The sequence below is a fragment of the Saccharopolyspora griseoalba genome, from assembly GCF_042665275.1.
In the GTDB taxonomy this organism is placed as follows: Bacteria; Actinomycetota; Actinomycetes; order Mycobacteriales; family Pseudonocardiaceae; genus Saccharopolyspora; species Saccharopolyspora griseoalba.
Genome location: NZ_JBHTCJ010000002.1, coordinates 212,569 through 232,785, shown reverse-complemented (window position 1 = coordinate 232,785; position 20,217 = coordinate 212,569). Strand labels below are relative to the sequence as shown.

The window sequence follows — 20,217 nt, the reverse complement described above, 5'->3', positions numbered from 1 at the left end:
TTCACAACCGTTCTCGCGTTCCACACGGGATCGGCACCGGCCCCTGCGAACAATTAGGGTGAAAAGTGTCGAGGGGAGCGTGCCGTGGGGGAGCAGCCGAACCGTGGGCCGTACCGACCCGTGGGTCCGGGAACTCCGCAACTGCGCCCGACGTTCTGGGAAGCTGACTGGGAGGCCGCCAGGCGCGGCACTTTGGCCTGGGGATTCGCGGCCTTCTTCATCGGCTACGGCGGCTACTACGCCGTCGGCCTGATCCTCGGAGCGCTCAAACCCGGCGGGGGCGGCGGGTTCGACCCGTCCGAGCCGCCGGACACCGGGCCGCTGCTGCTGCTCGCGTTCGCGCCGAACATCCTGCTCGGGTTGGTGCCCGCGGTGCTGTCCTGGTGGCGCGGCCACGGCCTGCGCTCGGACTTCGGCATCCTGCCCAAGCGCCGCGACTTCCGGGTCGGTCTCGTGTGCGGGCTGTGCGCCCTGTTCGGCTCCTGGGCGGTGACCATGGTGATCATCGCGGTGAACGGGCCGCCGCCGGAGAGCGCTCTGACGCGGTTGATGGAGGGCGACCGGACGGTCTGGCTGTTCCTGTTCGCGCTGTTCGCCTTCCTCGGCGCGCCGCTGACCGAGGAGCTGCTGATGCGCGGTGCGCTGTGGGGCGCGCTGGAGCACTACCGCGTGCCCCGCTACGTGATCCTGGGGTTGACCGCGCTCGTCTTCGCGCTGATCCACCAGGAGGCCTGGCGCACGCCGGTGCTGCTGGTCGGGGGACTGGCCATCGGCACGGCCCGCATGCTCACCGGGCGGGTCGCCGCCAGCATGATCGCCCACGCCACCAACAACTTCCTGCCCGCCCTGCTGCTGTTCGCCGTGGCGCGGTGAAGACCCGGAGTCGGCGCGGGCCGGGGTAACCTGGCGGCTTCGCCGGTGTCCGCCGACATCGCCGGTGGGCCTGCCCGCCGCCCGGCATCACGGAGGCGCTCGTGTCCACTCCGCAAACGTCCGAGACCGAACCGCGGCCGCCGAGCCCGTCCTGGGCGGCGCCGCCGCAGGTGCGCACGCACCGCTGGGGGCTCGGCGCCTTCCTGTTCGCCGAAGGCGTCTTCGTGCTCACCTCGGTGGTGCTGGCCGCGTTCTTCGGCAGCCCGGGCACCGCCTCGATCGTGCTGATGCTGGTCCTGCCCACGGTGCTGGCGGGACTGGTGGCGGTGACGATCACCGTGGTGCGCGGCAACGGCCCGCGGCTCGACTTCGGTCTGCAGTGGCGCTGGTCGGACGTCACCACCGGGCTGGCGATCGGGGGCGTCGGGCTGGTCACCACGACGGTGGCCACCGCGCTGTGGGTGCACTGGGCCGGGCCGGGCGCGACCTCGACGGTCAGCAGCGTGCTCGACGGCGTGCGGCTGCCGCCGGTGCTGGCGGTGCTGGTGTTCCTGCACATCTGGCTGATCGCCCCGGTGTGCGAGGAGCTGCTCTACCGCGGGCTGCTGTGGGGTGCCATGGAGCGCATGCGCTGGAGCCAGCTCAACGTGTTCCTGCTGAGCACGGCGCTGTTCGCGATCGGGCACCTGGAACCCTCGCGGACCTGGTTGCTGCTGATCATCGCGGTGCCGATCGGGCTGGCCAGGATGGTCACCGGACGGCTGACCGCCAGCGTGGTGGCCCACCAGGTCAACAACTTCCTGCCCGCGGTCGGCGTGCTGCTGCTGTCGCTGGGCTGGATGCCCGCCTGAGCCCCCGGGGGAGCGCCCCCGCAACCGCTGCTCGGGCGGGATCTGGCAGAATGAGTTGCTGTTCGCCGCGAGGGGACCCTCTCACCGCTTGTGGCCCATTGACGTACGAGCATTCCACACCGCTGCCCCACGCGGTCGCGGCATGCTCACCCACGAACGAGAGTCTGAGGAGCACCAGCACCCGTGGCTGTGAAGATCAAGCTCGCGCGGATCGGCAAGATCCGCGAGCCGCACTACCGCATCGTGATCGCCGACGCTCGCACCCGCCGCAACGGCCGGGTCATCGAGACGATCGGCCAGTACCACCCGAAGGAGAACCCGAGCGGCATCAGCGTCGACTCGGAGCGGGCGCAGTACTGGCTGGGCGTCGGTGCGCAGCCGACCGAGCCGGTGCGCAGCATCCTTGAGGTCACCGGCGACTGGCAGAAGTTCAAGGGCCTGCCGGGTGCCGAGGGCACCCTGAAGGCCGCCGAGCCGAAGAAGTCCAAGCAGGAGCTGTTCGAGGAGGCCCTCAAGGCCGCCGAGTCCGAGCCCACCGTCGAGGCCACCACCCCGAAGAAGAAGGGTGGCAAGAAGGCCGAGGAGAAGGCTGAGGACAAGGCCGAGGACGCCTCCGGCGAGAAGACCGAGGACCAGGCGTGACCGTCCTCGCGGACTCGCTGGAGCACCTGGTGCGCGGCATCGTCGACAACCCCGACGACGTCCGCGTCCAGCTGCTCACGACTCGGCGCGGTCGCACCCTCGAGGTGCACGTGAACCCGGACGACCTGGGCAAGGTGATCGGTCGCGGTGGTCGCACCGCGACCGCGCTGCGCACCGTGATGACCGGGATCGGTGGTCGCGGCATCCGGGTCGACGTGGTCGACACCGACCGCTGAGGCGGCCATGAGCGCGAAGCCCGAGGCCCTCGCTGTGGGGCGCGTGGTGCGCCCGCACGGCGTGCGGGGCGAACTCGTCGTCGAGGTGCTCACCGACAGCCCGGAGCTGCGATTCGCGCCCGGTTCGGTACTGGGGACCAGGCGGCGAGGCCAGCGCAGCGGGGCCGAGGGCGCGCAGGAGCTCACCGTGGTAGCCGCCCGGCAGCACGCCGGGCGGCTACTGCTGCGCGCGGAGGGCGTGAACGGCCGGGAGTCGGCCGAGGACCTCCGCGACGCCCTGCTGACCGTCCCGGCCGATGCCGCCGAGCCGGGCCGGGACGACGACGAGTTCCACGACACCGAGCTCACCGGCCTGCGCGTCGTGCAGGCCTCGGGCGAGCAGGTCGGCGAGGTGCGCGACGTGCTGCACGGCCCGGCGGGCGACCTGCTGGAGGTGCGCACGCCCGACGACCGCGAGGTGCTCGTCCCGTTCGTGGCCGAGATCGTCCCGGAGGTCGACCTCGAGGCCGGCACCGTCACGATCGACCCGCCCGAGGGTCTGCTGGACTGAGCGGCGCGCCGCTCCGCCGAACCACCCGCCCGCAGCCGTCCGGCGCGGGCGTTCCTTCTTTTCCGAGGGCCCCATGCGCATCGACGTGATCACCATCTTCCCCGACTACCTCAACCCCCTGCGGGAAGCGCTGCTGGGAAAGGCGATCGAGAGGCAGCGGATCTCGGTCGGCGTGCACGACCTGCGCGAGTGGACCCACGACGTGCACCGCGCGGTCGACGACAGCCCCTACGGCGGCGGCCCCGGCATGGTGATGAAGCCCCAGGTGTGGGGGGAGGCGCTGGACGCCGTGTGCGGTACGCCGGAGCGGCCCGCCGAGCACGGCGTGCCGCGCCTGGTCGTGCCCACGCCCGCGGGCAGGCCGTTCGACCAGCGGACCGCGGTGCGCTGGTCGCAGGACCCGTGGCTGGTGTTCGCCTGCGGCCGCTACGAGGGCATCGACCAGCGGGTCTTCGAGGACGCCGCCGAGCGGATGCCGGTGGAGGAGGTCTCCATCGGCGACTACGTGCTCGTCGGCGGCGAGGTCGCCGCGCTGACCATGATCGAGGCGGTGGTCCGGCTGCTGCCCGGCGTGCTGGGCAATCCGTTGTCGGCCGAGCAGGACTCGTTCTCCGACGGGCTGCTGGAGGGCCCCTGCTACACGAGGCCCGAGGTGTGGCGGGACCGCCCGGTGCCGGACGTGCTGCGCTCGGGCAACCACGCCGCGATCGACCGCTGGCGGCGGGATCGAGCGCTGGAGCGCACCTACCACCGGCGGCCCGACCTGCTGGCCGCGCTTCCGGGGGAGGACCTGGATAAGGCCGACCGCGAGGTGCTGGATAGACTGCGGGAGTCGGATCCCGAGTCCCCGGCTGCCGGAGATTCGCCGCGTTGACCCCGCTGAGCAGGGGCCGGTGCAATCACCGATACGCGGATCTGGCACACTGGAGAGGTTGATGCACTCGGGCTTCCCGGCTTGATGTGCGCAAGAGCAAGTTCACCCCGTGTCAAGCGGTGCCCGGCAGCAGGTCGGGTGATCGATATGCGAGAACACGGGTGCCTTCGACACGGATGAGGACGGACCACCGATGAACACCCTGGACGCGTTGGACGCCCAGTCGCTGCGTTCCGACATCCCGGCCTTCCGGCCCGGTGACACGCTGAAGGTCCACGTCCGCGTTATCGAGGGTTCGCGCGAGCGGACTCAGGTCTTCCAGGGCGCTGTCATCCGCCGCCAGGGCGACGGCATCCGGGAGACCTTCACCGTCCGCAAGGTTTCCTTCGGCGTCGGTGTGGAGCGGACCTTCCCGGTGCACACCCCGAACATCGCGAAGATCGAGGTTGTCACCCGCGGCGATGTTCGGCGGGCGAAGCTTTACTACCTGCGCGACCGGCGCGGCAAGGCCGCGAAGATCAAGGAGAAGCGGGAGACCGCTTCCGCCTGATCTGCGCGACGTGGATTCGAGGAGCCCGGGTGCTTGGCACCCGGGCTCCTCTGCGTTCGCGGGGTGGTCGCGGCTGAATGCCCACCTTCGGGTGATCAAGTGCGGTGCGCGTCGGCGGAGGGGCGGTGCACCGAATCGGGTGTACCGGAAAACGGCACGTCATCAAGGCGTTTCCGGGTTGGAATCGTGATGAGAACGCGCGGGGCGGCGCGACGCGCCTTCGGCGTGTTGAAGTAGCCTGGCCCGGTGGCCGACGTCATGCGCAGCGGATCAGCCGACGACCCCCAAGACCCGGAGCGCTTCAACGGCGCCTCGGAGGAGCAGGCGGTTCCCAAGTCCAAGGGAAAGAAGAACAAGGGCAAGAAGGGCTCCTTCTGGAAGGAACTGCCCATCCTGATCGTGACCGCTCTGGTGCTCACGGTGCTCATCCAGGCCTTCCTGGCACGGGTGTACGTGATCCCGTCGCAGTCGATGGAGCAGACCCTGCACGGTTGCACCGGCTGCAACAACGACCGGGTGCTGGTCGACAAGGTCAGCTACCGGTTCTCGGACCCGCAGCCGGGCGATGTCGTGGTCTTCCGCGGCCCGCAGCCGTGGGTGCAGAACGAGTTCAAGACCGAGGAGCCGAGCAACCCGGTCGCCGGGTTCTTCCAGAGCGCGGCCTCGCTGATCGGCTTCGGCGCACCGGACGAGAAGGACTTCGTCAAGCGCGTGATCGCCGTGGGCGGGCAGACCGTGTCCTGCTGCGACGCGCAGAACCGGGTGATGGTCGACGGCAAGCCGCTCGACGAGCCCTACCTCTTCTGGGAGCCGGGCCGCGGCGTCGGGCAGGACCCGTTCGAGCCGGTCACCGTGCCCGAGGGCAGCCTGTGGGTGATGGGTGACAACCGCAACGACTCGGCCGACTCGCGGGTGCAGGGCGGCGGCGGGCTCAACGGCGTCGTCCCGATCGAGAACGTCATCGGCAAGGCGCAGGTCATCGTGCTGCCGCCGACCCGCTGGCAGTCGATCTACGAGGACAACCCGCAGGTCGCCGCGCTCGGCGCGCCAGGCTGGCAGCAGGGGCTGCCGCTGGGGGCCGGCTTCGCGGCCGCGTTCCCGGTGGTGTGGATGGGTCGTAAGCTCAGGGGTGCAGTGAGCAAGCGACAGCCCTCGGAGTGACCTGAACGTGACGGTGACGGAGTTCCGGCCACCCCGGTCGGTGGTCCGGCGCAGCAGTGGCAACTGGGCGCTTCAAGGCGCTCTGGACCGCCGCGGCCTCGGCCCGGTGGCCGGAGTGGACGAGGCGGGGCGCGGCGCCTGCGCGGGTCCGCTCGTGGTGGGCGCCTGCGTGCTCAAGCCCGGTGACGGGCGCCGGTTCGACGGGCTGACCGACTCCAAGGCGCTGTCCGAGGCCGACCGGGAGCGGTTGCACGAGCGCATCACCGAGCGGGCGCTGAGCTGGTCCACCGTGGTGATCCCGCCCGAGGACGTGGACGCGATGGGCATCCACGTGGCCAACCTGGAGGGCATGCGCCGCGCGGTCGCGCAGCTGTCCGAGCACCCGGGTTACGTGCTCACCGACGGCTTCCGGGTGCAGGGCCTGGGCACGCCGAGCGTGGCGGTGGTCAAGGGCGATCTGGTGGCCGCGTGCGTGGCGGCCGCGTCGGTGCTGGCCAAGGTGACCCGGGACCGGATGATGGCCGGTGAACTGCACGAGCGGTTCCCCGCGTACGCCTTCGACGTGCACAAGGGGTACAGCACCCCGCTGCACTCGAATCGGCTGGACGAGCACGGGCCGACGGTCCAGCACCGCTGGTCCTACGCCAACGTGGCGGCCGCCGCCCGGCGGCACGGGATGCGGTCACCGCGCGTCGTGACCAGTAAGCCCGGATTGTTCGATGCTTCGGACGCCGAAGTGGGGGACAATGCGGAGTTGTAGTCCGAACGGCAACGCAGAAGGGCTCGCACAGCGATGAGCGCCGAGGATCTCGAGAAGTACGAGACCGAGATGGAGCTGCAGCTCTACAAGGAGTACCGCGACATCGTCGGTCAGTTCACCTACGTCGTGGAGACCGAACGGCGCTTCTACCTGGCCAACGCGGTGGACGTCCAGGTCCGCAACTCGGACTCGGAGGTCTACTTCGAGGTGGCGATGTCGGACGCCTGGGTGTGGGACATGTACCGCCCGGCCCGCTTCGTCAAGAACGTTCGCGTCATCACGTTCAAGGACGTCAACGTCGAGGAGCTGGACAAGCCGGATCTCCGGCTGCCGGAGGGCGGTCCCTTCGACTCCTGACCCGAATTGAGCGCTCGGGCGGTCGGTTCTCGGCCGCCCGAGCTTTTTTGTGCGCGAGAGCTGTTCTCAATTCACCCTGATTCACGAATTCTTGCGCACTTCGGTGGATCGGCTTGTCCACAGGGAACCTTCTTGTCCACAGATTTCGGGATGTGCTTGGGTTTTTGGTCGCGCGCCGGGCAACGTGGGGAAATCTCCCGCCCGTCGAGCGCGGCGCGGGCATTCCGGAAATCCGTGCGAGGAGAATCCCGTGTTGCCGAAGAAGATGCCGGGTCCGCTGACCGAACACGACGAGGGCGGCCGGGGCCGCGCGCTGGGCAGGCTCGGCGAGCGGATGGCCGCTGATCTGCTGGAGAGCCAGGGCCTGGTCGTGCTCGACCGCAATTGGCGGTGCGCGCACGGTGAGCTGGACATCGTGGCCACCGACGGCGAGACCGTGGTGTGCTGCGAGGTCAAGGCGCGCTCCGGCACCGACTACGGCGGTCCGCGGCACGCGATGACCGCCGAGAAGATCAAGCGCGTGCGCATGCTGGCGCGCTCCTGGCTGGCCGAGCGGCAGCTGGCCGGCTGCCCGGTGCGCTTCGACGTGGTCTCGGTGCTGTGGCCACCGGGTGAACAGGCACGCGTCGAACACCTCCAGGGGGTGTTCTGAGATGGCGCTGCGACGGACGTGGGCGGTCGCGCTGCTGGGGGTCGATGGCGCGCTGGTGGAGATCGAGGCCGACGTGCGCAAGGGCGGTCTGCCTTCGGTGTCGCTGCTGGGGCTGCCGGACAGCGCGCTGCAGGAGGCCAAGAACCGGGTCCGCTCGGCGATCCAGAACTGCCCCGAGGAGTGGCCCGAGTGCTGCGTGACCCTGGCGCTGTCCCCGGCCGCCATGCCGAAGGCGGGCACCACCTACGACCTGGCGCTGGCGTGCGCGGTGCTCTCGGCCGCCGAGCTCGTGCCGGGGCACCGGCTGGTGGACGCGGTGTTCCTGGGCGAGCTGGCCTTGGACGGCCGGATCCGGCCGGTGCGGGGGCTGCTGCCGGCGCTGCTGGCGGCTCGGCGGGCCGGGATGCGGCGGGCGGTCGTGCCGGCCGCGGGGCTGGCCGAGGCGCGCCTGGTCGACGGCATCGAGATCTTCGGCGCCGAGCACCTCCGCGACGTGGTGGCCTGGTTGCGGGAGTTGGGCGACCTGCTCCGCTACCCGCCCGACCCGGGCGAACCGCCCGCGGAGCAGTCGCCGCCGGATCTGGCCGACGTGCTCGGCCAACCCGAGGCCCGCTGGGCGCTGGAGGTGGCGGCAGCGGGCGGCCACCACCTGGTGATGGTCGGTCCACCGGGCACCGGCAAGACGATGCTGGCCAAGCGGCTGTCCGGCTTGCTGCCCGAGCTGCCGCCCGCGGAGTCGCTGGAGGTCACCGCGATCGGCTCGGTGGCGGGCGAGCTCGGTGACTTCCCCCGGCTGGTGCGCACCGCCCCGTTCGTGGCCCCGCACCCGTCGCTGTCGATCGCAGCGCTCATCGGCGGCGGCTCGGGGCTGGCCCGTCCCGGCGCCGTCACCCGGGCGCACCGGGGCGTGCTGTTCCTCGACGAGGCCTGCGAACTGGGCGTCAAGCGCCTCGAGGCGCTGCGCACAGCTCTGGAGGAGGGCGAGGTGCGGCTGGCGCGGCGGGACGGCACGTTGTGCTACCCGGCCCGCTTCCAGCTCGTGATGGCGACCAACCCGTGCCCGTGCGCGCCGGTGCGCGAGATCGACTGCCAGTGCGCGCCGCAAGCGCGCAGGAGATACCTGGGCAAGCTCTCCGGACCGCTGCTCGACCGGGTCGACCTGCGGGTTCGCATGCGGCCGATCACCGCGATGGTCGAGCGCGGTGATCGGCCGGAGGGCACCGCGGCGGTGCGGGCGCGCGTGGCGCGGGCGCGCGAGCGGGCCCGCCTGCGGTGGGAGGAGCACGGCTGGCAGACCAACAGCGAGGTGCCCGGCACGGCGCTGCGCCGGGAGTTCGCCCTCCCGACGACCGCGACCGCGCTGCTCGACCGCGGTTTGGAGGCCGGTGCCATCACGGCCCGGGGAGCCGACCGCTGCCTGCGGGTGGCCTGGACGTTGGCCGACCTCGACGGTCTGGAACGGCCCGAGGCCGACCACGTGGCCGCGGCGCTGGAGTTCCGCGATCGGAGGGCGGCATGACGGCCTGGGAGCGGCTGGGCGAAACGACCCGGCGAGAGGTCCTGCAGGCCCGCGCCTACCTGTCGGTGGTGGCCGAACCACCCGCGCCGGCGTTGGCGCGCCTGGTGGCCGAACGAGGCCCGTTGCGGGCGGTCGAGGCCGTCCGGGCCCACCGGGTGCCGCGCGAGGTGCGCGCCGAGGTGGAGGCTCGGTCGGCGGACGCCTGCGGCGAAGCGGCCCTGCGCGCCGCGGACACCGCGGGTGCCCGGCTGCTGGTCCCGGAGCAGCCCGAGTGGCCTGCCGAGGCGTTCGCCGAGCTGTCCGGGGCGAGGTCGGTCGGCCTGCCCGGGATGGCCGAGCCGCTGGCGCTGTGGGTGCGCGGGTCGGGCGAGCTCGCCGCCATGGCCGGGAGGGCCGTCTCGGTGGTAGGTGCCCGCGCGGCCTCCGGTTACGGCGAGCACGTCGCAGCCGAGCTCGGCAACGGCCTGGCCGCCGCCGGCCACACCGTGGTCTCCGGGGCTGCCTACGGCATCGACGGCGCCGGTCACCGCGGCGCGCTGGCCGCGGGCGGCTGCACCGCGGCCTTCCTGGCCTGCGGGATCGACCGGGACTACCCGGCCGGGCACTCGCGGTTGCTGCGCGCCATCGCCGACCAGGGAGCGGTGGTCAGCGAGTACCCACCGGGGACCGAACCGCGCAAGCACCGGTTCCTGGTCCGCAACCGGCTGATCGCGGCTATGGGGCGGGCCACCGTGGTGGTCGAGGCGGGGGCGCGCAGCGGTGCGACCAACACCGCCAACACCGCCGATGCGCTGGGGCACCCGGTGCTGGCCGTGCCGGGGCCGGTAACGGCGCAGAACTCGGTGGGTTGCCACGCCATGATCCGCTCCGGGCAGGCTCTGCTGGTCACGCGCGTCGAGCAGGTTCTCGAGGTGGTCAACCCGTTGGGCACCGCGCCCGTCGAGGAGAGCACCGCGCAGCACCGGCCCACCGATCAGCTGTCGTCCGATGCCCAGCGCCTGCACGATTCCCTGCGCGGTCTCGACGGTGCCAGCGACGTCGAACTGGCGGGGGACTGCGGTCTGCCGGTCGGCCGGGTCCGAGCGCTGCTGCCCGAGCTGGAACTCGGCGGTTTCGCTTCGCGCGGCGAAGCGGGGTGGTCGGCGATCCGCTGAGCACGCGTCGAAGCCGCGGTGGCCAGGTGCGACCGGATCGTCAGCTGCGGCCGAGCCGGGACCCGATCGTGGACGGGTGTACTGGAACGGTAATCGGGCGCTCGCGCAAGGTGAGGTCCGAAACATGGAGTTTAGCGTGGCGATACTTGACCGGTGAGAGCTCAACGACCAGCGTCGAGGTATGACCAGTGGACGTCCCGCGCGAGGGCGCCGGCTCGATCTGAAACAGGTGCGGGCCGAGCTTCCCCGCGAATTCGGAACCGCCCTCGACGACTTCGAACGACACTTGTCCGCCGAGCGCGGGTTAGCCGCGCACACCGTCCGCGGCTACCTCGCCGACGTGGTGTCGCTGCTGGCGCACCTGGCAGCTCTGGCCGGGGACGCGGGGCTGGGCGCGCTGGACGTTTCGGTGCTGCGCGAATGGCTCTCGGGCCAGCACGCGGCGGGCGCGAGTCGCTCCACGCTGGCCCGGCGGACCGCATCGGCTCGCGCCTTCACCGGATGGGCGTTTCGCACCGGGTTGTTGCCGGTCGATCCGGGGCCGCGGTTGTCGGTGCCCTCGCAACGCCGATCGCTGCCCGCGGTGCTGCGCGCCGACCAGGCAGAAGGGGCGATGAGCGCCTCGGCGTCCGGTGCCGAGCAAGGCGATCCGGTTGCGCTGCGTGATCACGCGGTCGTGGAAGTGCTGTACGCCACTGGTGTTCGGGTTGCCGAGCTGTGCGGACTCGACATGTGTGACGTGGACCGCGAAACCCGCGTTCTGCGCGTGATCGGTAAAGGCGACAAGGAACGTGTGGTGCCGTTCGGCGCACCGGCCGATGCGGCATTGGGCAGATGGTTGTCCGACGGTCGGCCGAAGCTCGTTCGCGACCCGTCGAACACCGCGTTGTTCCTGGGAGTCCGGGGTGGACGGCTCAATCCCAGGGCAGTGCGACGAACTGTGCACGACGCGGTGGGAGCGGTCGGCGGGGCGCCGGACATGGGTCCGCACGGGTTGCGGCACTCGGCTGCGACCCAGTTGTTGGAAGGTGGTGCGGACCTCCGTAGCGTTCAGGAGTTGCTTGGTCACGCTACGCTCGCAACGACCCAGCTTTATACACACGTGACCGTTGAACGGCTGAAGGCGATCCATGACCGAACCCACCCCCGTTCCTGAACATGCCGGGGGCGGCGCAGACACGGTGACCGCGAACGCGGTACCGGTGAACGCCCGCGACCACGGCTCGGCCAACGGCTACCACCAAGGCGCGCGTGCGGGGCTGAGCCTGGCCGCTGCCCCGGAGTCGGTCGACGACGGCGGGCAGCGCAACGGTGACGAGGTCGAGGCGGGCATCGTCGCGCTCTGGCAGGCCTTCGGGCAGCGGCGCGACCAGGAGTTGCGCGACCGCCTGGTGCTGCACTACGCGCCGCTGGTCAAGTACGTCGCCGGCCGGGTGGGCACCGGTCTTCCGTCGCACGTGGAGATCTCGGACCTGATCCAGTCCGGGGTATTCGGGCTGGTCGACGCCATCGAGAAGTTCGAGCCCGAGCGCGGGCTGAAGTTCGAGACCTACGCGATGCAGCGCATCCGCGGCGCCATCCTCGACGACCTGCGCGCCCAGGACTGGGTGCCGCGCTCGGTGCGCAGCCGGGCCCGCGACGTCGAGCGGGCCATCGAGCGCCTCGAGGCCAAGCTGCAGCGCACGGCCACCGACTCGGAGCTGGCCGACGAGCTCGAACTGTCCATTGAGGAGCTCCGCGAGCTGTTCGCCCAGATGCAGATGACCAGCGTCGTCGCGCTCGACGACCTGTTCGGTGCGGGCAGCGCGCAGGCCTCGCTGGCCGAGACGATCCCCGACGACCGAGCCGAGGACCCGGTGGCCGCGCTGGTGGACCGGGACAGCCGCCGCCAGCTGGCCGAAGCGGTCGAGCGCCTCAGCGAGCGCGACCGGATAGTGGTCACCCTCTACTACTTCGAGAACCTCACGCTCGCCGAGATCGGCAAGGTGCTGGGCGTCACCGAGTCCCGGGTCTGCCAGCTGCACACCCGCGCCGTGCTGCGGCTGCGCACCAAGCTCACCGAGCAGAGCTAGCGCGGTCACCAGGGCAGCAGCCGCACCCGCCCGCCGCCGAGGAGGCCGAGCGGGTCCACGTAGGCGTCGTCGACCCGCGCGCCCCAGTGCAGGCAGGGCTCCGGGCAGTGCCCCGGCTGCAACCGCCCGATCGGTTGGCCTCTGCTGACCCGCTGGCCGGTCTCGACCAGCGGGTGCACCGGCTCGTAGCTGGTTCGCAGGCCGCCGGTGTGTTCGAGCGACACCAGCTCGCGGTCGGCCAACCTGCCCGCGAAGACCACCACGCCGTCGGCGGCGGCCAGCACCGGCTGCCCGCTCGCCCCTGCCAGGTCCACGCCGCGGTGGCCGGGGCCGTAGGCGTGCTCGGGCGGCTCGAAGGGGCGCACCGGGGCCGGTGGCGGGTCCAGGGGCCAGCTGAGCGCGGGCACCCCGGCGGCCGCACCGCCGCGGTCGGCGGCGTCGCCCCCGCGGTGCCCGGCGGCGACGGCCGGGGCGAACGCGCCGATCAGGGCGCAGCACAGCAGGACGGGGATCAACGCGCGCATGGTCATCAAGATGGGGCGATCCCGGGCCGCTGAACAGGGCGAAGCAGGAATCTGTGGACAATTCGGGTTGCTGTGGACGGCTCCGGATGCACGATCCGTCGGCCACTTGCGCGTCCAGTACACTGTTCACGCGGTTTCGTGTCCGCACGGACCGACTTCGCGTGCCCGCACGCACCCCGCGCGGCTGATCGGCTCCCGAGTCGATCGCCAGATGGCACGGCCTCCGAGATCGTTTCCTCGGGAGCTGCTGTCCGGCGGGGTTCGGCGCCCTCGCGGTCCCGCCGGCAACGGCGGGTGGGGGACGACCGAGGCGGTCACCAGGGCGGCGGGTCACCCGGCCCGTCGCGGCAACCGAATCGCGCACCCCTCGGGGTGCGCCCGACTCAAGAGGTGAACGCGAGGCTATGGCCGTCGTCACCATGAAGCAGCTGCTCGACAGCGGCGTGCACTTCGGGCACCAGACCCGGCGCTGGAACCCGAAGATGAAGCGCTACATCTTCACCGAGCGCAACGGCATCTACATCATCGACCTGCAGCAGACGCTGTCCTACATCGACGGGGCGTTCGACTTCGTCAAGCAGACCGTCGCGCACGGCGGGACGATCCTGTTCGTCGGCACCAAGAAGCAGGCGCAGGAAGCGATCGCCGAGCAGGCGCTGCGGGTCGGCATGCCCTACGTCAACCAGCGCTGGCTGGGTGGCATGCTCACCAACTTCCAGACCGTGCACCGTCGTCTGCAGCGCCTCAAGGAGCTCGAGACGATGGAGCAGACCGGGGGCTTCGAGGGTCGCACCAAGAAGGAGATCTTGATGCTGACCCGCGAGAAGGACAAGCTCGAGAAGACCCTCGGCGGTATCCGCGACATGTCCAAGGTGCCCAGCGCCGTGTGGATCGTGGACACCAAGAAGGAGCACATCGCGGTCGGCGAGGCTCGCAAGCTGGGCATCCCGGTGGTGGCCATCCTGGACACCAACTGCGACCCGGACGAGGTCGACTACCCGATCCCGGGCAACGACGACGCGATCCGCTCCGCCGCCCTGCTGACCCGCGTGGTCGCCGACGGTGTCGCCGAGGGCCTGATGGCCCGCAGCGGCCGCACCAACGGTGCCCAGGCCGAGGGCGAGGAGAAGCCGGACGGCGGCGAGCCGCTGGCCGAGTGGGAGAAGGAGCTGCTGGCCGGTTCCGGCCAGGCCGCCGAGGGCGGCGAGCAGCCCGCGCAGTCCTGATCCGCCGCGCCGCGCACCCGCCGCTGCCCGGCGGGTGCGCGGCGCGCCCGGGCTGCTGGCCAGGCACACTGGCCACGTCACCCGCACCTGCGTGCGGGCGACCGCATCACCGCCGCGCGCCGCGGGCGCGCGAGGAACCAAGAGATCTTCCAACTCCGTATCAACAGGGACGGACTACGCACGATGGCTAACTTCAGTGCGGCCGACGTCAAGCGTCTTCGCGAGCTGACCGGCGCCGGCATGATGGACTGCAAGAAGGCTCTGGAGCAGAACGACGGCGACTTCGACAAGGCCGTCGAGAGCCTGCGCATCAAGGGTGCCAAGGACGTGGGCAAGCGCGCCGAGCGCTCCACCGCCGAGGGCCTGGTCGCCGCCGACGGCGGTGTGCTGATCGAGCTCAACAGCGAGACCGACTTCGTCGCCAAGAACGACGAGTTCGTCGGCCTGGCCAACAAGGTCGTCGGCGCGGTCAAGGCCGCCGGCGCCACCGACCTGGACTCGGCGCTGGCCGCCGAGCTGGACGGCAAGACCGTCGCCGACGCCATCCAGGAGCTCTCCGCCAAGATCGGCGAGAAGCTGGAGCTGCGCCGGGTCCAGAACTACGACGGCCAGGTCGCCACCTACCTGCACCGCCGCGCCGCCGGCCTGCCGCCGGCCGTGGGCGTGCTGGTCCAGTACACCGGGGACGACGCCGAGGCCGCTCGCGGCGCCGCGATGCAGATCGCCGCGCTCAAGCCGAAGTACCTCTCCCGGGACGACGTCCCGGAGGACGTGCAGGCCAACGAGCGCCGCATCGCCGAGGAGACCGCGAAGGCGGAGGGCAAGCCGGAGCAGGCGCTGCCCAAGATCGTCGAGGGTCGGCTCAACGGCTTCTTCAAGGAGAACTGCCTCCTGGACCAGCCGTCGGTGACCGACAACAAGAAGACCGTCAAGGCCCTGCTCGACGAGGCCGGCGTGACCATCACCGGTTTCGTCCGCTTCGAGGTCGGCCAGGCCTGATCGGGCCCGGTTCGCACGGCTCGCCGGGCCGCGCCCGGTCCTGAACGACCGGGTCGGCCCGGCTGCCGTGCAGCCGACGCGGCGCCCCGCCTTCGTTGGAAGGGCGGGGCGCTTTTGCAAGGGCGGTGCCCGCACCGGGCACCGCGCGCCGGGAGCGCTCACGAGGCGCGCTCCGGAGGCAACACCCGCACACTCAGCAACGACAACAACCCACCTCGACCTCGCGGGAGGATTCAAGTGACCGACGACGTGCCGGCGAAGCGTGGTTACGGTCGCGTTCTGCTCAAGCTCGGCGGTGAGATGTTCGGTGGGGGCAGCGTCGGAATCGATCCGGACGTGGTCGGTGCGGTGGCCCGGCAGATCGCCGAGATCGTCGCCGACGGGGTCGAGGTCGCCATCGTCATCGGTGGCGGGAACTTTTTCCGCGGCGCCGAGCTGCAGCAGCGCGGCATGGACCGCGCGCGCGGCGACTACATGGCGATGCTGGGCACGGTGATGAACTGCCTGGCCCTGCAGGACTTCCTCGAACGCGAGCACGACATCGACACCCGGGTGATGACCGCCATCACCATGAGCAAGGTCGCCGAGGCCTACATCCCGCGCCGCGCGGCGCGGCACATGGAGAAGGGCCGCGTGGTCATCTTCGGCGCGGGCACCGGGATGCCGTTCTTCTCCACCGACACCACCGCCGCGCAGCGGGCCCTGGAGATCGGCTGCGAGGTCGTGCTGATGGCCAAGGCGGTCGACGGGGTCTACACCGACGACCCGAAGATCAACCCCGATGCGAAGTTCTTCGAGCACATCACGCACCGCGAGGTGCTGGAGCGCGGGCTGAAGGTCGCCGACGCGACCGCGTTCAGCCTGTGCATGGACAACCTGATGCCGATCCTGGTGTTCAACCTGCTCGAGGAAGGCAACATCGCCCGCGCGGTCGGCGGTGAGAAGATCGGCACGCTGGTCAGCACCCCAGTGGACGACTTGCGCTGAGCGTGCTGGATCCTGATTTCGTCGCGGGGCCGCCCTGGGGGCGCGCATCGCGACACGCCACACTTGCAACATCCACCGGTCGGCAGACTTAAGGAGCAGCCGTGATCGACGAAGCTCTTCTCGAAGGCGAGGAGAAGATGCAAAAGGCTGTGGAAGTGGCCAAGGACGATCTGGCCACGGTCCGCACCGGTCGCGCGAACCCCGCGATGTTCTCCGGCATCGTCGTCGACTACTACGGTTCGCCGACACCGCTGAACCAGCTCGCCAGCGTCTCGGTTCCGGAGGCCCGGCTGGTCGTCATCAAGCCCTACGACGCCAGCCAGCTGGGCGCGATGGAGAAGGCCATCCGCGACTCGGACCTGGGGGTGAACCCGTCCAACGACGGCAAGCTGATCCGCGTGTCGATCCCGCAGATGACCGAGGAGCGCCGCAAGGAGATGGTCAAGCTCGCCAAGGCCAAGGGCGAGGAGGGCCGGGTCACCATCCGCGGCATCCGGCGCAAGGTCAAGGAGGAGATCGACCGCGTCGTCAAGGAGGGCGAGGCCGGCGAGGACGAGGGCACCCGCGGGGAGAAGGAGCTGGAGAACCTGACCCACCGCTACGTCGCCCAGGTCGACGAGCTGGTCAAGCACAAGGAAGCCGAACTTCTCGAGGTCTGAGTGGTGACGCCCGGCCAGTGCGAGGACGAGTCCGGAATGCCGTCGGGCACTCCGGACCCGCCTTCGCGTCCATCCCGGGCCGGACGCGATCTCCGTGCCGCCATCGGCGTCGGGGTGGTGCTCGGCGCGGCGATCATTCTCTCGCTGCTGATGGTGCGGCACCTGTTCATCGGCATCGCGGCGGCCGCTGCTGCGGTCTCCACGATCGAGCTGGCCAGCGCGGTCAAGCGCGGCTCGGACACCAGGGTGTCGTTGCTGCCCACCTTGCTCGGCGGGCAGGCGATGATCTGGTTGTCCTGGCCGTTCGGGCTGCGCGGGATATTGATCGCGTTCGCGATCACGGTGCTGGCCTGCCTGGCCTGGCGGTTCCGCTACGGCGTCGAGGGCTACCTGCAGGACGTGACGGCGTCGGTGTTCACCGCGTCCTACGTGCCGCTGTTCACCGCGTTCGCCGCGATGCTCGTGCGCCCGGAGGACGGCGCGTTCCGCGTGCTGGCCTTCCTGATCTGCGTGGTCGCCTCGGACACCGGCGGCTACGCCGCGGGGGTGTTCCTGGGCAAGCACCCGATGGCTCCGGTGATCAGCCCGAAGAAGTCCTGGGAGGGCTTCGCCGGGTCGATGTTCTCCGGGGTTGTCGCCGGTTCGCTGGCCGTCTGGCTGATGCTCGACGGGCAGTGGTGGCACGGTGCCCTGTTCGGCGCTGCGCTGGTGTGCAGCGCGACGGTCGGCGACCTGATGGAGTCGGTGATCAAGCGCGATCTCGGCATCAAGGACATGGGCAACCTGCTGCCGGGGCACGGCGGCCTGATGGACCGGATGGACTCGTTGCTCCCGTCCGCCCCGCTGTCCTGGATGATGCTGTTCTGGCTCGTCCCCGCGTGATGCGCGCCTGGCGGAAGGAACCGGCACCGGAGGTCACGCCGAGCCCGAACATCTGGAACTGGCCGGAGGTCTACGAGGCGGAGAACCGCGCGCAGGACGCCGGCGGAGCCATCTGGCGGGCGCTGCGCGAGCACCGCGACTGGGCCGGTCTCGACGTCGTCGACGTCGGTTGCGGCGACGGCTTCCACCTCCCCGTGTTCGCCTCCCGCGCCGCTTCGGTGATCGGCGTCGAACCGCACGCGCCGCTGGCCGAGCGCGCCCGGCGCCGGGTGGCGGGCGCTGCTGGGGTGGACGTGCGGGTCGCTTCGGCGCAGCGGTTGCCGCTGGCCGACGCGAGCGTCGACCTGGTGCACGCGCGCACCGCCTACTTCTTCGGGCCGGGGTGCGAGCCGGGCCTGGCCGAGGCCGAGCGGGTGCTTCGCCCCGGCGGCACGCTGGCCATCGTCGACCTGGACACCGCCTGCCCGCCCTACGGCGAGTGGATGCGCGCGGACGCGCCGCAGATCGATCCGGCGAGGATCGAGTCCTTCTTCACCCGGCACCACTTCCGCAGCTCCCGCATCTCGGCCCTCTGGCGCTTCGACGACCGCAAGACCCTCCAGGACGTGCTGCGCATCGAGTTCTCCGCCAAGGTCGCCGAACGCGCGTTCCGGGAGACTCCGGGGCGCACGCTCCCGGTCGGCTACGTGCTGCGCACCCGCGAGAAGCCGACCGGTCTGCTGACTTCGTGAGCGGAAGGTTCCCGTGCTTCGGTCGCGAGCACGGGAACCTTCCGCCCAGCCATGCGCTCAGGTCCCGCCCGGCGGACTCGCGCAGCGCGGTGCAGTTCCGGGCGAGCACGTTCACCAGGCCGAGCAACGACCGGATCCCGTCCACCGCACCCGGCAAATCATCGCCGGGTTCTCCATCCTGGTCCGCACGTCCGCCCTGCTGCGCGTCGGCTCGTGTCACACCGGCCGGGTCGCGTTCGTCAGAGGGGAAGACGGTTCCCGACGAGCGGATGTGACCGATGGACGACAGCGATGTGCTGGCCCGGCGCTTCGAGGAGCACCGCGGCAGGCTGCGGGCGGTGGCCTTCCGGATGCTCGGTTCGAGCGGGGAGGCCGAGGACGCGGTTCAGGAGGCCTGGCTGCGGGTGGCGCGCGCCGACGACGAGGTGCTCAACCTGGCGGGCTGGCTGACCACCATCGTCGGCCGGGTGTGCTTGGACATGCTGCGGGCGCGGCGCGCTCGCCCCGAGCAGCCCACCGACGAGCTGCCCGAATCGGGGGAGGGGACGCCCTCGCCGGAGACCGAGGCGGTGATGGCCGACTCGGTCGGCCTGGCGCTGTTCGTCGTGCTGGACGCCCTGGAGCCCGCCGAGCGGCTGGCCTTCGTGCTGCACGACATGTTCGCCGTTCCGTTCGACGAGATCGCCCCGATCGTGCAGCGCAGCCCGGCCGCGTCGCGACAGCTGGCCAGCCGGGCCCGCCGCCGCGTCCGCGCGGCCGACGCCGCTGCCGAGCCGGATCCGAGCAGGCAGCGCGAGGTGGTCGCGGCGTTCCTGGGGGCGGCTCGGGACGGCGACTTCGAGGCGCTGCTGTCCGTGCTCGACCCGGACATCGTGCTGCGCGCCGACGCGGCGGCGGTCTCGCTGTCCGAGCGCACCAGGGGCGAGCACGCCATGCGGCTGAGCCCGGAGGCCCGCGGTGCGGACACCGTCGCCGAGACCTTCGCCGGACGCGCTCGCGGTGCTCAGCCGGCGCTGCTGGCCGGTGCCGTCGGCCTGGCCTGGGCGCCGCGCGGCAAGCCCCGCGCGGTCTTCGCGGTGACGGTCCGGCGCGGCCGCATCTCGGCGATCGAGATCATCGCCGACCCCGAGCACATCGCCGAGCTGGACCCGGTCCTGCTGGACTGATCACTCGCCGGTGCGCGCCGAGGTGTCGATGATCGCGAAATCGGCGCCCACCACGTCCTGGACCATCGCCACCCGGCCGTGCGGCGAGTCGGAGGGCTCCCGGACGAGCTTCCCGCCGAGCTCCTGGACGCGCTCGACCGCCGCGTCGGTGCTCTGGTCCGGGTTGACCTGGAAGTACACCAGCCAGTGGGCGGGGACGTTCTCCGGCATCGACAGGCTGGTCTCGAAGCGGCCGAGGGTGGGTTGCTCGTCGACGTACCAGACGGTGTAGTCGAACTCGGCGCCCGGCGGGCCGATCTGCTCCTGCCGGTAGCCGAAGAGCTCGGCGTAGAACGGGTCGGCCGCCGAGCCGTCGCGGGTGTGCAGCTCGGCCCAGCACAGCATGCCCGCGTGATCGCGGCCGAACTTGCCGTGCGCGGGGGTCTCCCACAGCCCGACGACCGCGCCGGTGGGGTCCTCGGCGACCAGGAACATCTCGTCGGCGGGGGTCTCGGTGGGCGGCACGATCACCTTGCCGCCCAGCGCCCGGACCTTCTCGCAGGATCCGCGCACCGCGCCGCATTCGAGGTAGACGGTCCAGGCGGTCGGGATGAAGTCGCTCTCCGGCGGCAGCAGGCCGGCCACCGGGGTCTTGTCGATCATCGCGATGTTGTAGTCCGGGCGCTGCAGCCAGCGCCAGCCGAACAGTCCGGTGTAGAACTCGCGCACCTCTTCCAGCTCGGAACTCGCCAGGTCCACCCAGCCGGGCGCGCCCACTGCGTTGGCCATCGCAACCGCTCCTTAGCGACGTGG

24 protein-coding genes are annotated in these 20,217 nt (G+C 71.1%); 22 read left to right on the top strand and 2 right to left on the bottom strand.

The features are described from left to right. Positions 1-192: 192 nt before the first annotated feature. From ACFQRI_RS05240 to whiG, 15 genes are all read left to right on the top strand, one after another. Positions 193-873 carry a CPBP family intramembrane glutamic endopeptidase gene (locus ACFQRI_RS05240; RefSeq protein ID WP_380665019.1) on the top strand — a complete coding sequence of 227 codons (681 nt, stop codon included), beginning with the start codon at positions 193-195 and terminating at the stop codon, positions 871-873. 101 nt (positions 874-974) lie between these two features. Beyond that, positions 975-1,724 carry a CPBP family intramembrane glutamic endopeptidase gene (locus tag ACFQRI_RS05235; RefSeq protein ID WP_380665017.1) on the top strand — a complete coding sequence of 250 codons (750 nt, stop codon included), beginning with the start codon at positions 975-977 and terminating at the stop codon, positions 1,722-1,724. 183 nt (positions 1,725-1,907) lie between these two features. Continuing rightward, positions 1,908-2,366: a 30S ribosomal protein S16 gene (gene rpsP / locus ACFQRI_RS05230; protein WP_380665015.1), complete on the top strand. Its 459-nt coding sequence runs from the start codon at positions 1,908-1,910 to the stop codon at positions 2,364-2,366. Further along, the gene (locus ACFQRI_RS05225; protein ID WP_344134710.1) at positions 2,363-2,602 is read left to right on the top strand and encodes an RNA-binding protein; all 240 of its coding nucleotides are present in this window, start codon (positions 2,363-2,365) and stop codon (positions 2,600-2,602) included. Before rpsP ends, ACFQRI_RS05225 begins: the two co-directional genes overlap by 4 nt. 7 nt (positions 2,603-2,609) lie before the next feature. Continuing rightward, the gene (rimM, locus tag ACFQRI_RS05220; RefSeq protein WP_380665013.1) at positions 2,610-3,152 is read left to right on the top strand and encodes a ribosome maturation factor RimM; all 543 of its coding nucleotides are present in this window, start codon (positions 2,610-2,612) and stop codon (positions 3,150-3,152) included. 73 nt (positions 3,153-3,225) lie between these two features. After that, positions 3,226-4,026: a tRNA (guanosine(37)-N1)-methyltransferase TrmD gene (gene trmD / locus ACFQRI_RS05215; protein ID WP_380665011.1), complete on the top strand. Its 801-nt coding sequence runs from the start codon at positions 3,226-3,228 to the stop codon at positions 4,024-4,026. 193 nt (positions 4,027-4,219) lie between these two features. Continuing rightward, a complete protein-coding gene (gene rplS / locus ACFQRI_RS05210; RefSeq protein ID WP_380665009.1) occupies positions 4,220-4,576 on the top strand; it encodes a 50S ribosomal protein L19 in 357 nt (118 codons plus the stop codon). 246 nt (positions 4,577-4,822) lie between these two features. Continuing rightward, positions 4,823-5,737 (top strand): signal peptidase I, encoded by a 915-nt coding sequence (gene lepB, locus ACFQRI_RS05205; RefSeq protein WP_380665007.1) that lies wholly within the window; start codon positions 4,823-4,825, stop codon positions 5,735-5,737. Positions 5,738-5,744: 7 nt separating this feature from the next. After that, positions 5,745-6,497, top strand: a complete 753-nt coding sequence (locus ACFQRI_RS05200) for a ribonuclease HII (protein WP_380665005.1) — start codon at positions 5,745-5,747, stop codon at positions 6,495-6,497. 33 nt (positions 6,498-6,530) lie between these two features. Continuing rightward, positions 6,531-6,854, top strand: coding sequence for a DUF2469 domain-containing protein (locus ACFQRI_RS05195; RefSeq protein ID WP_380665003.1), 324 nt, complete (start codon positions 6,531-6,533; stop codon positions 6,852-6,854). Between the two features lie 265 nt (positions 6,855-7,119). Beyond that, the gene (locus ACFQRI_RS05190) at positions 7,120-7,506 is read left to right on the top strand and encodes a YraN family protein (RefSeq protein ID WP_380665548.1); all 387 of its coding nucleotides are present in this window, start codon (positions 7,120-7,122) and stop codon (positions 7,504-7,506) included. 1 nt (position 7,507) lies between these two features. Then, entirely contained in the window at positions 7,508-9,025 is a 1,518-nt protein-coding gene (locus tag ACFQRI_RS05185) for a YifB family Mg chelatase-like AAA ATPase (protein WP_380665001.1), read from the top strand. Further along, entirely contained in the window at positions 9,022-10,179 is a 1,158-nt protein-coding gene (dprA, locus tag ACFQRI_RS05180; protein ID WP_380664999.1) for a DNA-processing protein DprA, read from the top strand. The genes ACFQRI_RS05185 and dprA overlap by 4 nt, the downstream gene beginning before the upstream one ends. Before the next feature lie 181 nt (positions 10,180-10,360). Continuing rightward, complete coding sequence (locus tag ACFQRI_RS05175) at positions 10,361-11,335, top strand: tyrosine recombinase XerC (protein ID WP_380664997.1); 975 nt, start codon at positions 10,361-10,363, stop codon at positions 11,333-11,335. Then, positions 11,310-12,251: an RNA polymerase sigma factor WhiG gene (gene whiG, locus ACFQRI_RS05170; protein ID WP_380664995.1), complete on the top strand. Its 942-nt coding sequence runs from the start codon at positions 11,310-11,312 to the stop codon at positions 12,249-12,251. Before ACFQRI_RS05175 ends, whiG begins: the two co-directional genes overlap by 26 nt. A 5-nt stretch (positions 12,252-12,256) precedes the next feature. On the opposite strand, the gene ACFQRI_RS05165 is transcribed toward whiG, so the two are convergent. Then, positions 12,257-12,775 carry a M23 family metallopeptidase gene (locus ACFQRI_RS05165; protein WP_380664993.1) on the bottom strand — a complete coding sequence of 173 codons (519 nt, stop codon included), beginning with the start codon at positions 12,773-12,775 and terminating at the stop codon, positions 12,257-12,259. 404 nt (positions 12,776-13,179) lie between these two features. Between ACFQRI_RS05165 and rpsB the strand changes: the two genes are divergently transcribed. From rpsB to ACFQRI_RS05130, 7 genes are all read left to right on the top strand, one after another. Then, positions 13,180-14,001 (top strand): 30S ribosomal protein S2, encoded by an 822-nt coding sequence (gene rpsB, locus ACFQRI_RS05160; RefSeq protein ID WP_380664991.1) that lies wholly within the window; start codon positions 13,180-13,182, stop codon positions 13,999-14,001. Between the two features lie 183 nt (positions 14,002-14,184). Continuing rightward, entirely contained in the window at positions 14,185-15,000 is an 816-nt protein-coding gene (tsf, locus tag ACFQRI_RS05155) for a translation elongation factor Ts (protein ID WP_380664989.1), read from the top strand. A 237-nt stretch (positions 15,001-15,237) separates the two neighbouring features. Then, on the top strand, positions 15,238-15,987 hold the full coding sequence (pyrH, locus tag ACFQRI_RS05150; RefSeq protein WP_380664987.1) for a UMP kinase: 750 nt from the start codon (positions 15,238-15,240) through the stop codon (positions 15,985-15,987). Between the two features lie 101 nt (positions 15,988-16,088). Then, a complete protein-coding gene (gene frr, locus ACFQRI_RS05145; RefSeq protein ID WP_380664985.1) occupies positions 16,089-16,646 on the top strand; it encodes a ribosome recycling factor in 558 nt (185 codons plus the stop codon). A gap of 36 nt (positions 16,647-16,682) precedes the next feature. Continuing rightward, positions 16,683-17,528 (top strand): phosphatidate cytidylyltransferase, encoded by an 846-nt coding sequence (locus tag ACFQRI_RS05140; RefSeq protein WP_380665546.1) that lies wholly within the window; start codon positions 16,683-16,685, stop codon positions 17,526-17,528. Further along, positions 17,528-18,259 (top strand): class I SAM-dependent methyltransferase, encoded by a 732-nt coding sequence (locus tag ACFQRI_RS05135; protein WP_380664983.1) that lies wholly within the window; start codon positions 17,528-17,530, stop codon positions 18,257-18,259. Before ACFQRI_RS05140 ends, ACFQRI_RS05135 begins: the two co-directional genes overlap by 1 nt. Positions 18,260-18,537: 278 nt before the next feature. Then, positions 18,538-19,425: a sigma-70 family RNA polymerase sigma factor gene (locus tag ACFQRI_RS05130; protein WP_380664981.1), complete on the top strand. Its 888-nt coding sequence runs from the start codon at positions 18,538-18,540 to the stop codon at positions 19,423-19,425. Here ACFQRI_RS05130 and ACFQRI_RS05125 read toward each other — a convergent pair whose 3' ends face one another. Next, positions 19,426-20,193 (bottom strand): VOC family protein, encoded by a 768-nt coding sequence (locus tag ACFQRI_RS05125; protein ID WP_380664979.1) that lies wholly within the window; start codon positions 20,191-20,193, stop codon positions 19,426-19,428. Positions 20,194-20,217 lie beyond the last annotated feature (24 nt).

What these genes read in the sequence shown, in the direction of transcription:
- rimM (WP_380665013.1), top strand. Translation starts at nt 2,610, where the DNA reads ATGAGCGCGAAGCCCGAGGCCCTCGCTGTGGGGCGCGTGGTGCGCCCG.
- trmD (WP_380665011.1), top strand. Translation starts at nt 3,226, where the DNA reads ATGCGCATCGACGTGATCACCATCTTCCCCGACTACCTCAACCCCCTG.
- rplS (WP_380665009.1), top strand. Translation starts at nt 4,220, where the DNA reads ATGAACACCCTGGACGCGTTGGACGCCCAGTCGCTGCGTTCCGACATC.
- ACFQRI_RS05195 (WP_380665003.1), top strand. Translation starts at nt 6,531, where the DNA reads ATGAGCGCCGAGGATCTCGAGAAGTACGAGACCGAGATGGAGCTGCAG.
- ACFQRI_RS05190 (WP_380665548.1), top strand. Translation starts at nt 7,120, where the DNA reads ATGCCGGGTCCGCTGACCGAACACGACGAGGGCGGCCGGGGCCGCGCG.
- ACFQRI_RS05185 (WP_380665001.1), top strand. Translation starts at nt 7,508, where the DNA reads ATGGCGCTGCGACGGACGTGGGCGGTCGCGCTGCTGGGGGTCGATGGC.
- dprA (WP_380664999.1), top strand. Translation starts at nt 9,022, where the DNA reads ATGACGGCCTGGGAGCGGCTGGGCGAAACGACCCGGCGAGAGGTCCTG.
- ACFQRI_RS05175 (WP_380664997.1), top strand. Translation starts at nt 10,361, where the DNA reads ATGACCAGTGGACGTCCCGCGCGAGGGCGCCGGCTCGATCTGAAACAG.
- whiG (WP_380664995.1), top strand. Translation starts at nt 11,310, where the DNA reads ATGACCGAACCCACCCCCGTTCCTGAACATGCCGGGGGCGGCGCAGAC.
- ACFQRI_RS05165 (WP_380664993.1), bottom strand. Translation starts at nt 12,775, where the DNA reads ATGCGCGCGTTGATCCCCGTCCTGCTGTGCTGCGCCCTGATCGGCGCG.
- rpsB (WP_380664991.1), top strand. Translation starts at nt 13,180, where the DNA reads ATGGCCGTCGTCACCATGAAGCAGCTGCTCGACAGCGGCGTGCACTTC.
- tsf (WP_380664989.1), top strand. Translation starts at nt 14,185, where the DNA reads ATGGCTAACTTCAGTGCGGCCGACGTCAAGCGTCTTCGCGAGCTGACC.
- ACFQRI_RS05140 (WP_380665546.1), top strand. Translation starts at nt 16,683, where the DNA reads ATGCCGTCGGGCACTCCGGACCCGCCTTCGCGTCCATCCCGGGCCGGA.
- ACFQRI_RS05135 (WP_380664983.1), top strand. Translation starts at nt 17,528, where the DNA reads ATGCGCGCCTGGCGGAAGGAACCGGCACCGGAGGTCACGCCGAGCCCG.
- ACFQRI_RS05130 (WP_380664981.1), top strand. Translation starts at nt 18,538, where the DNA reads ATGGACGACAGCGATGTGCTGGCCCGGCGCTTCGAGGAGCACCGCGGC.
- ACFQRI_RS05125 (WP_380664979.1), bottom strand. Translation starts at nt 20,193, where the DNA reads ATGGCCAACGCAGTGGGCGCGCCCGGCTGGGTGGACCTGGCGAGTTCC.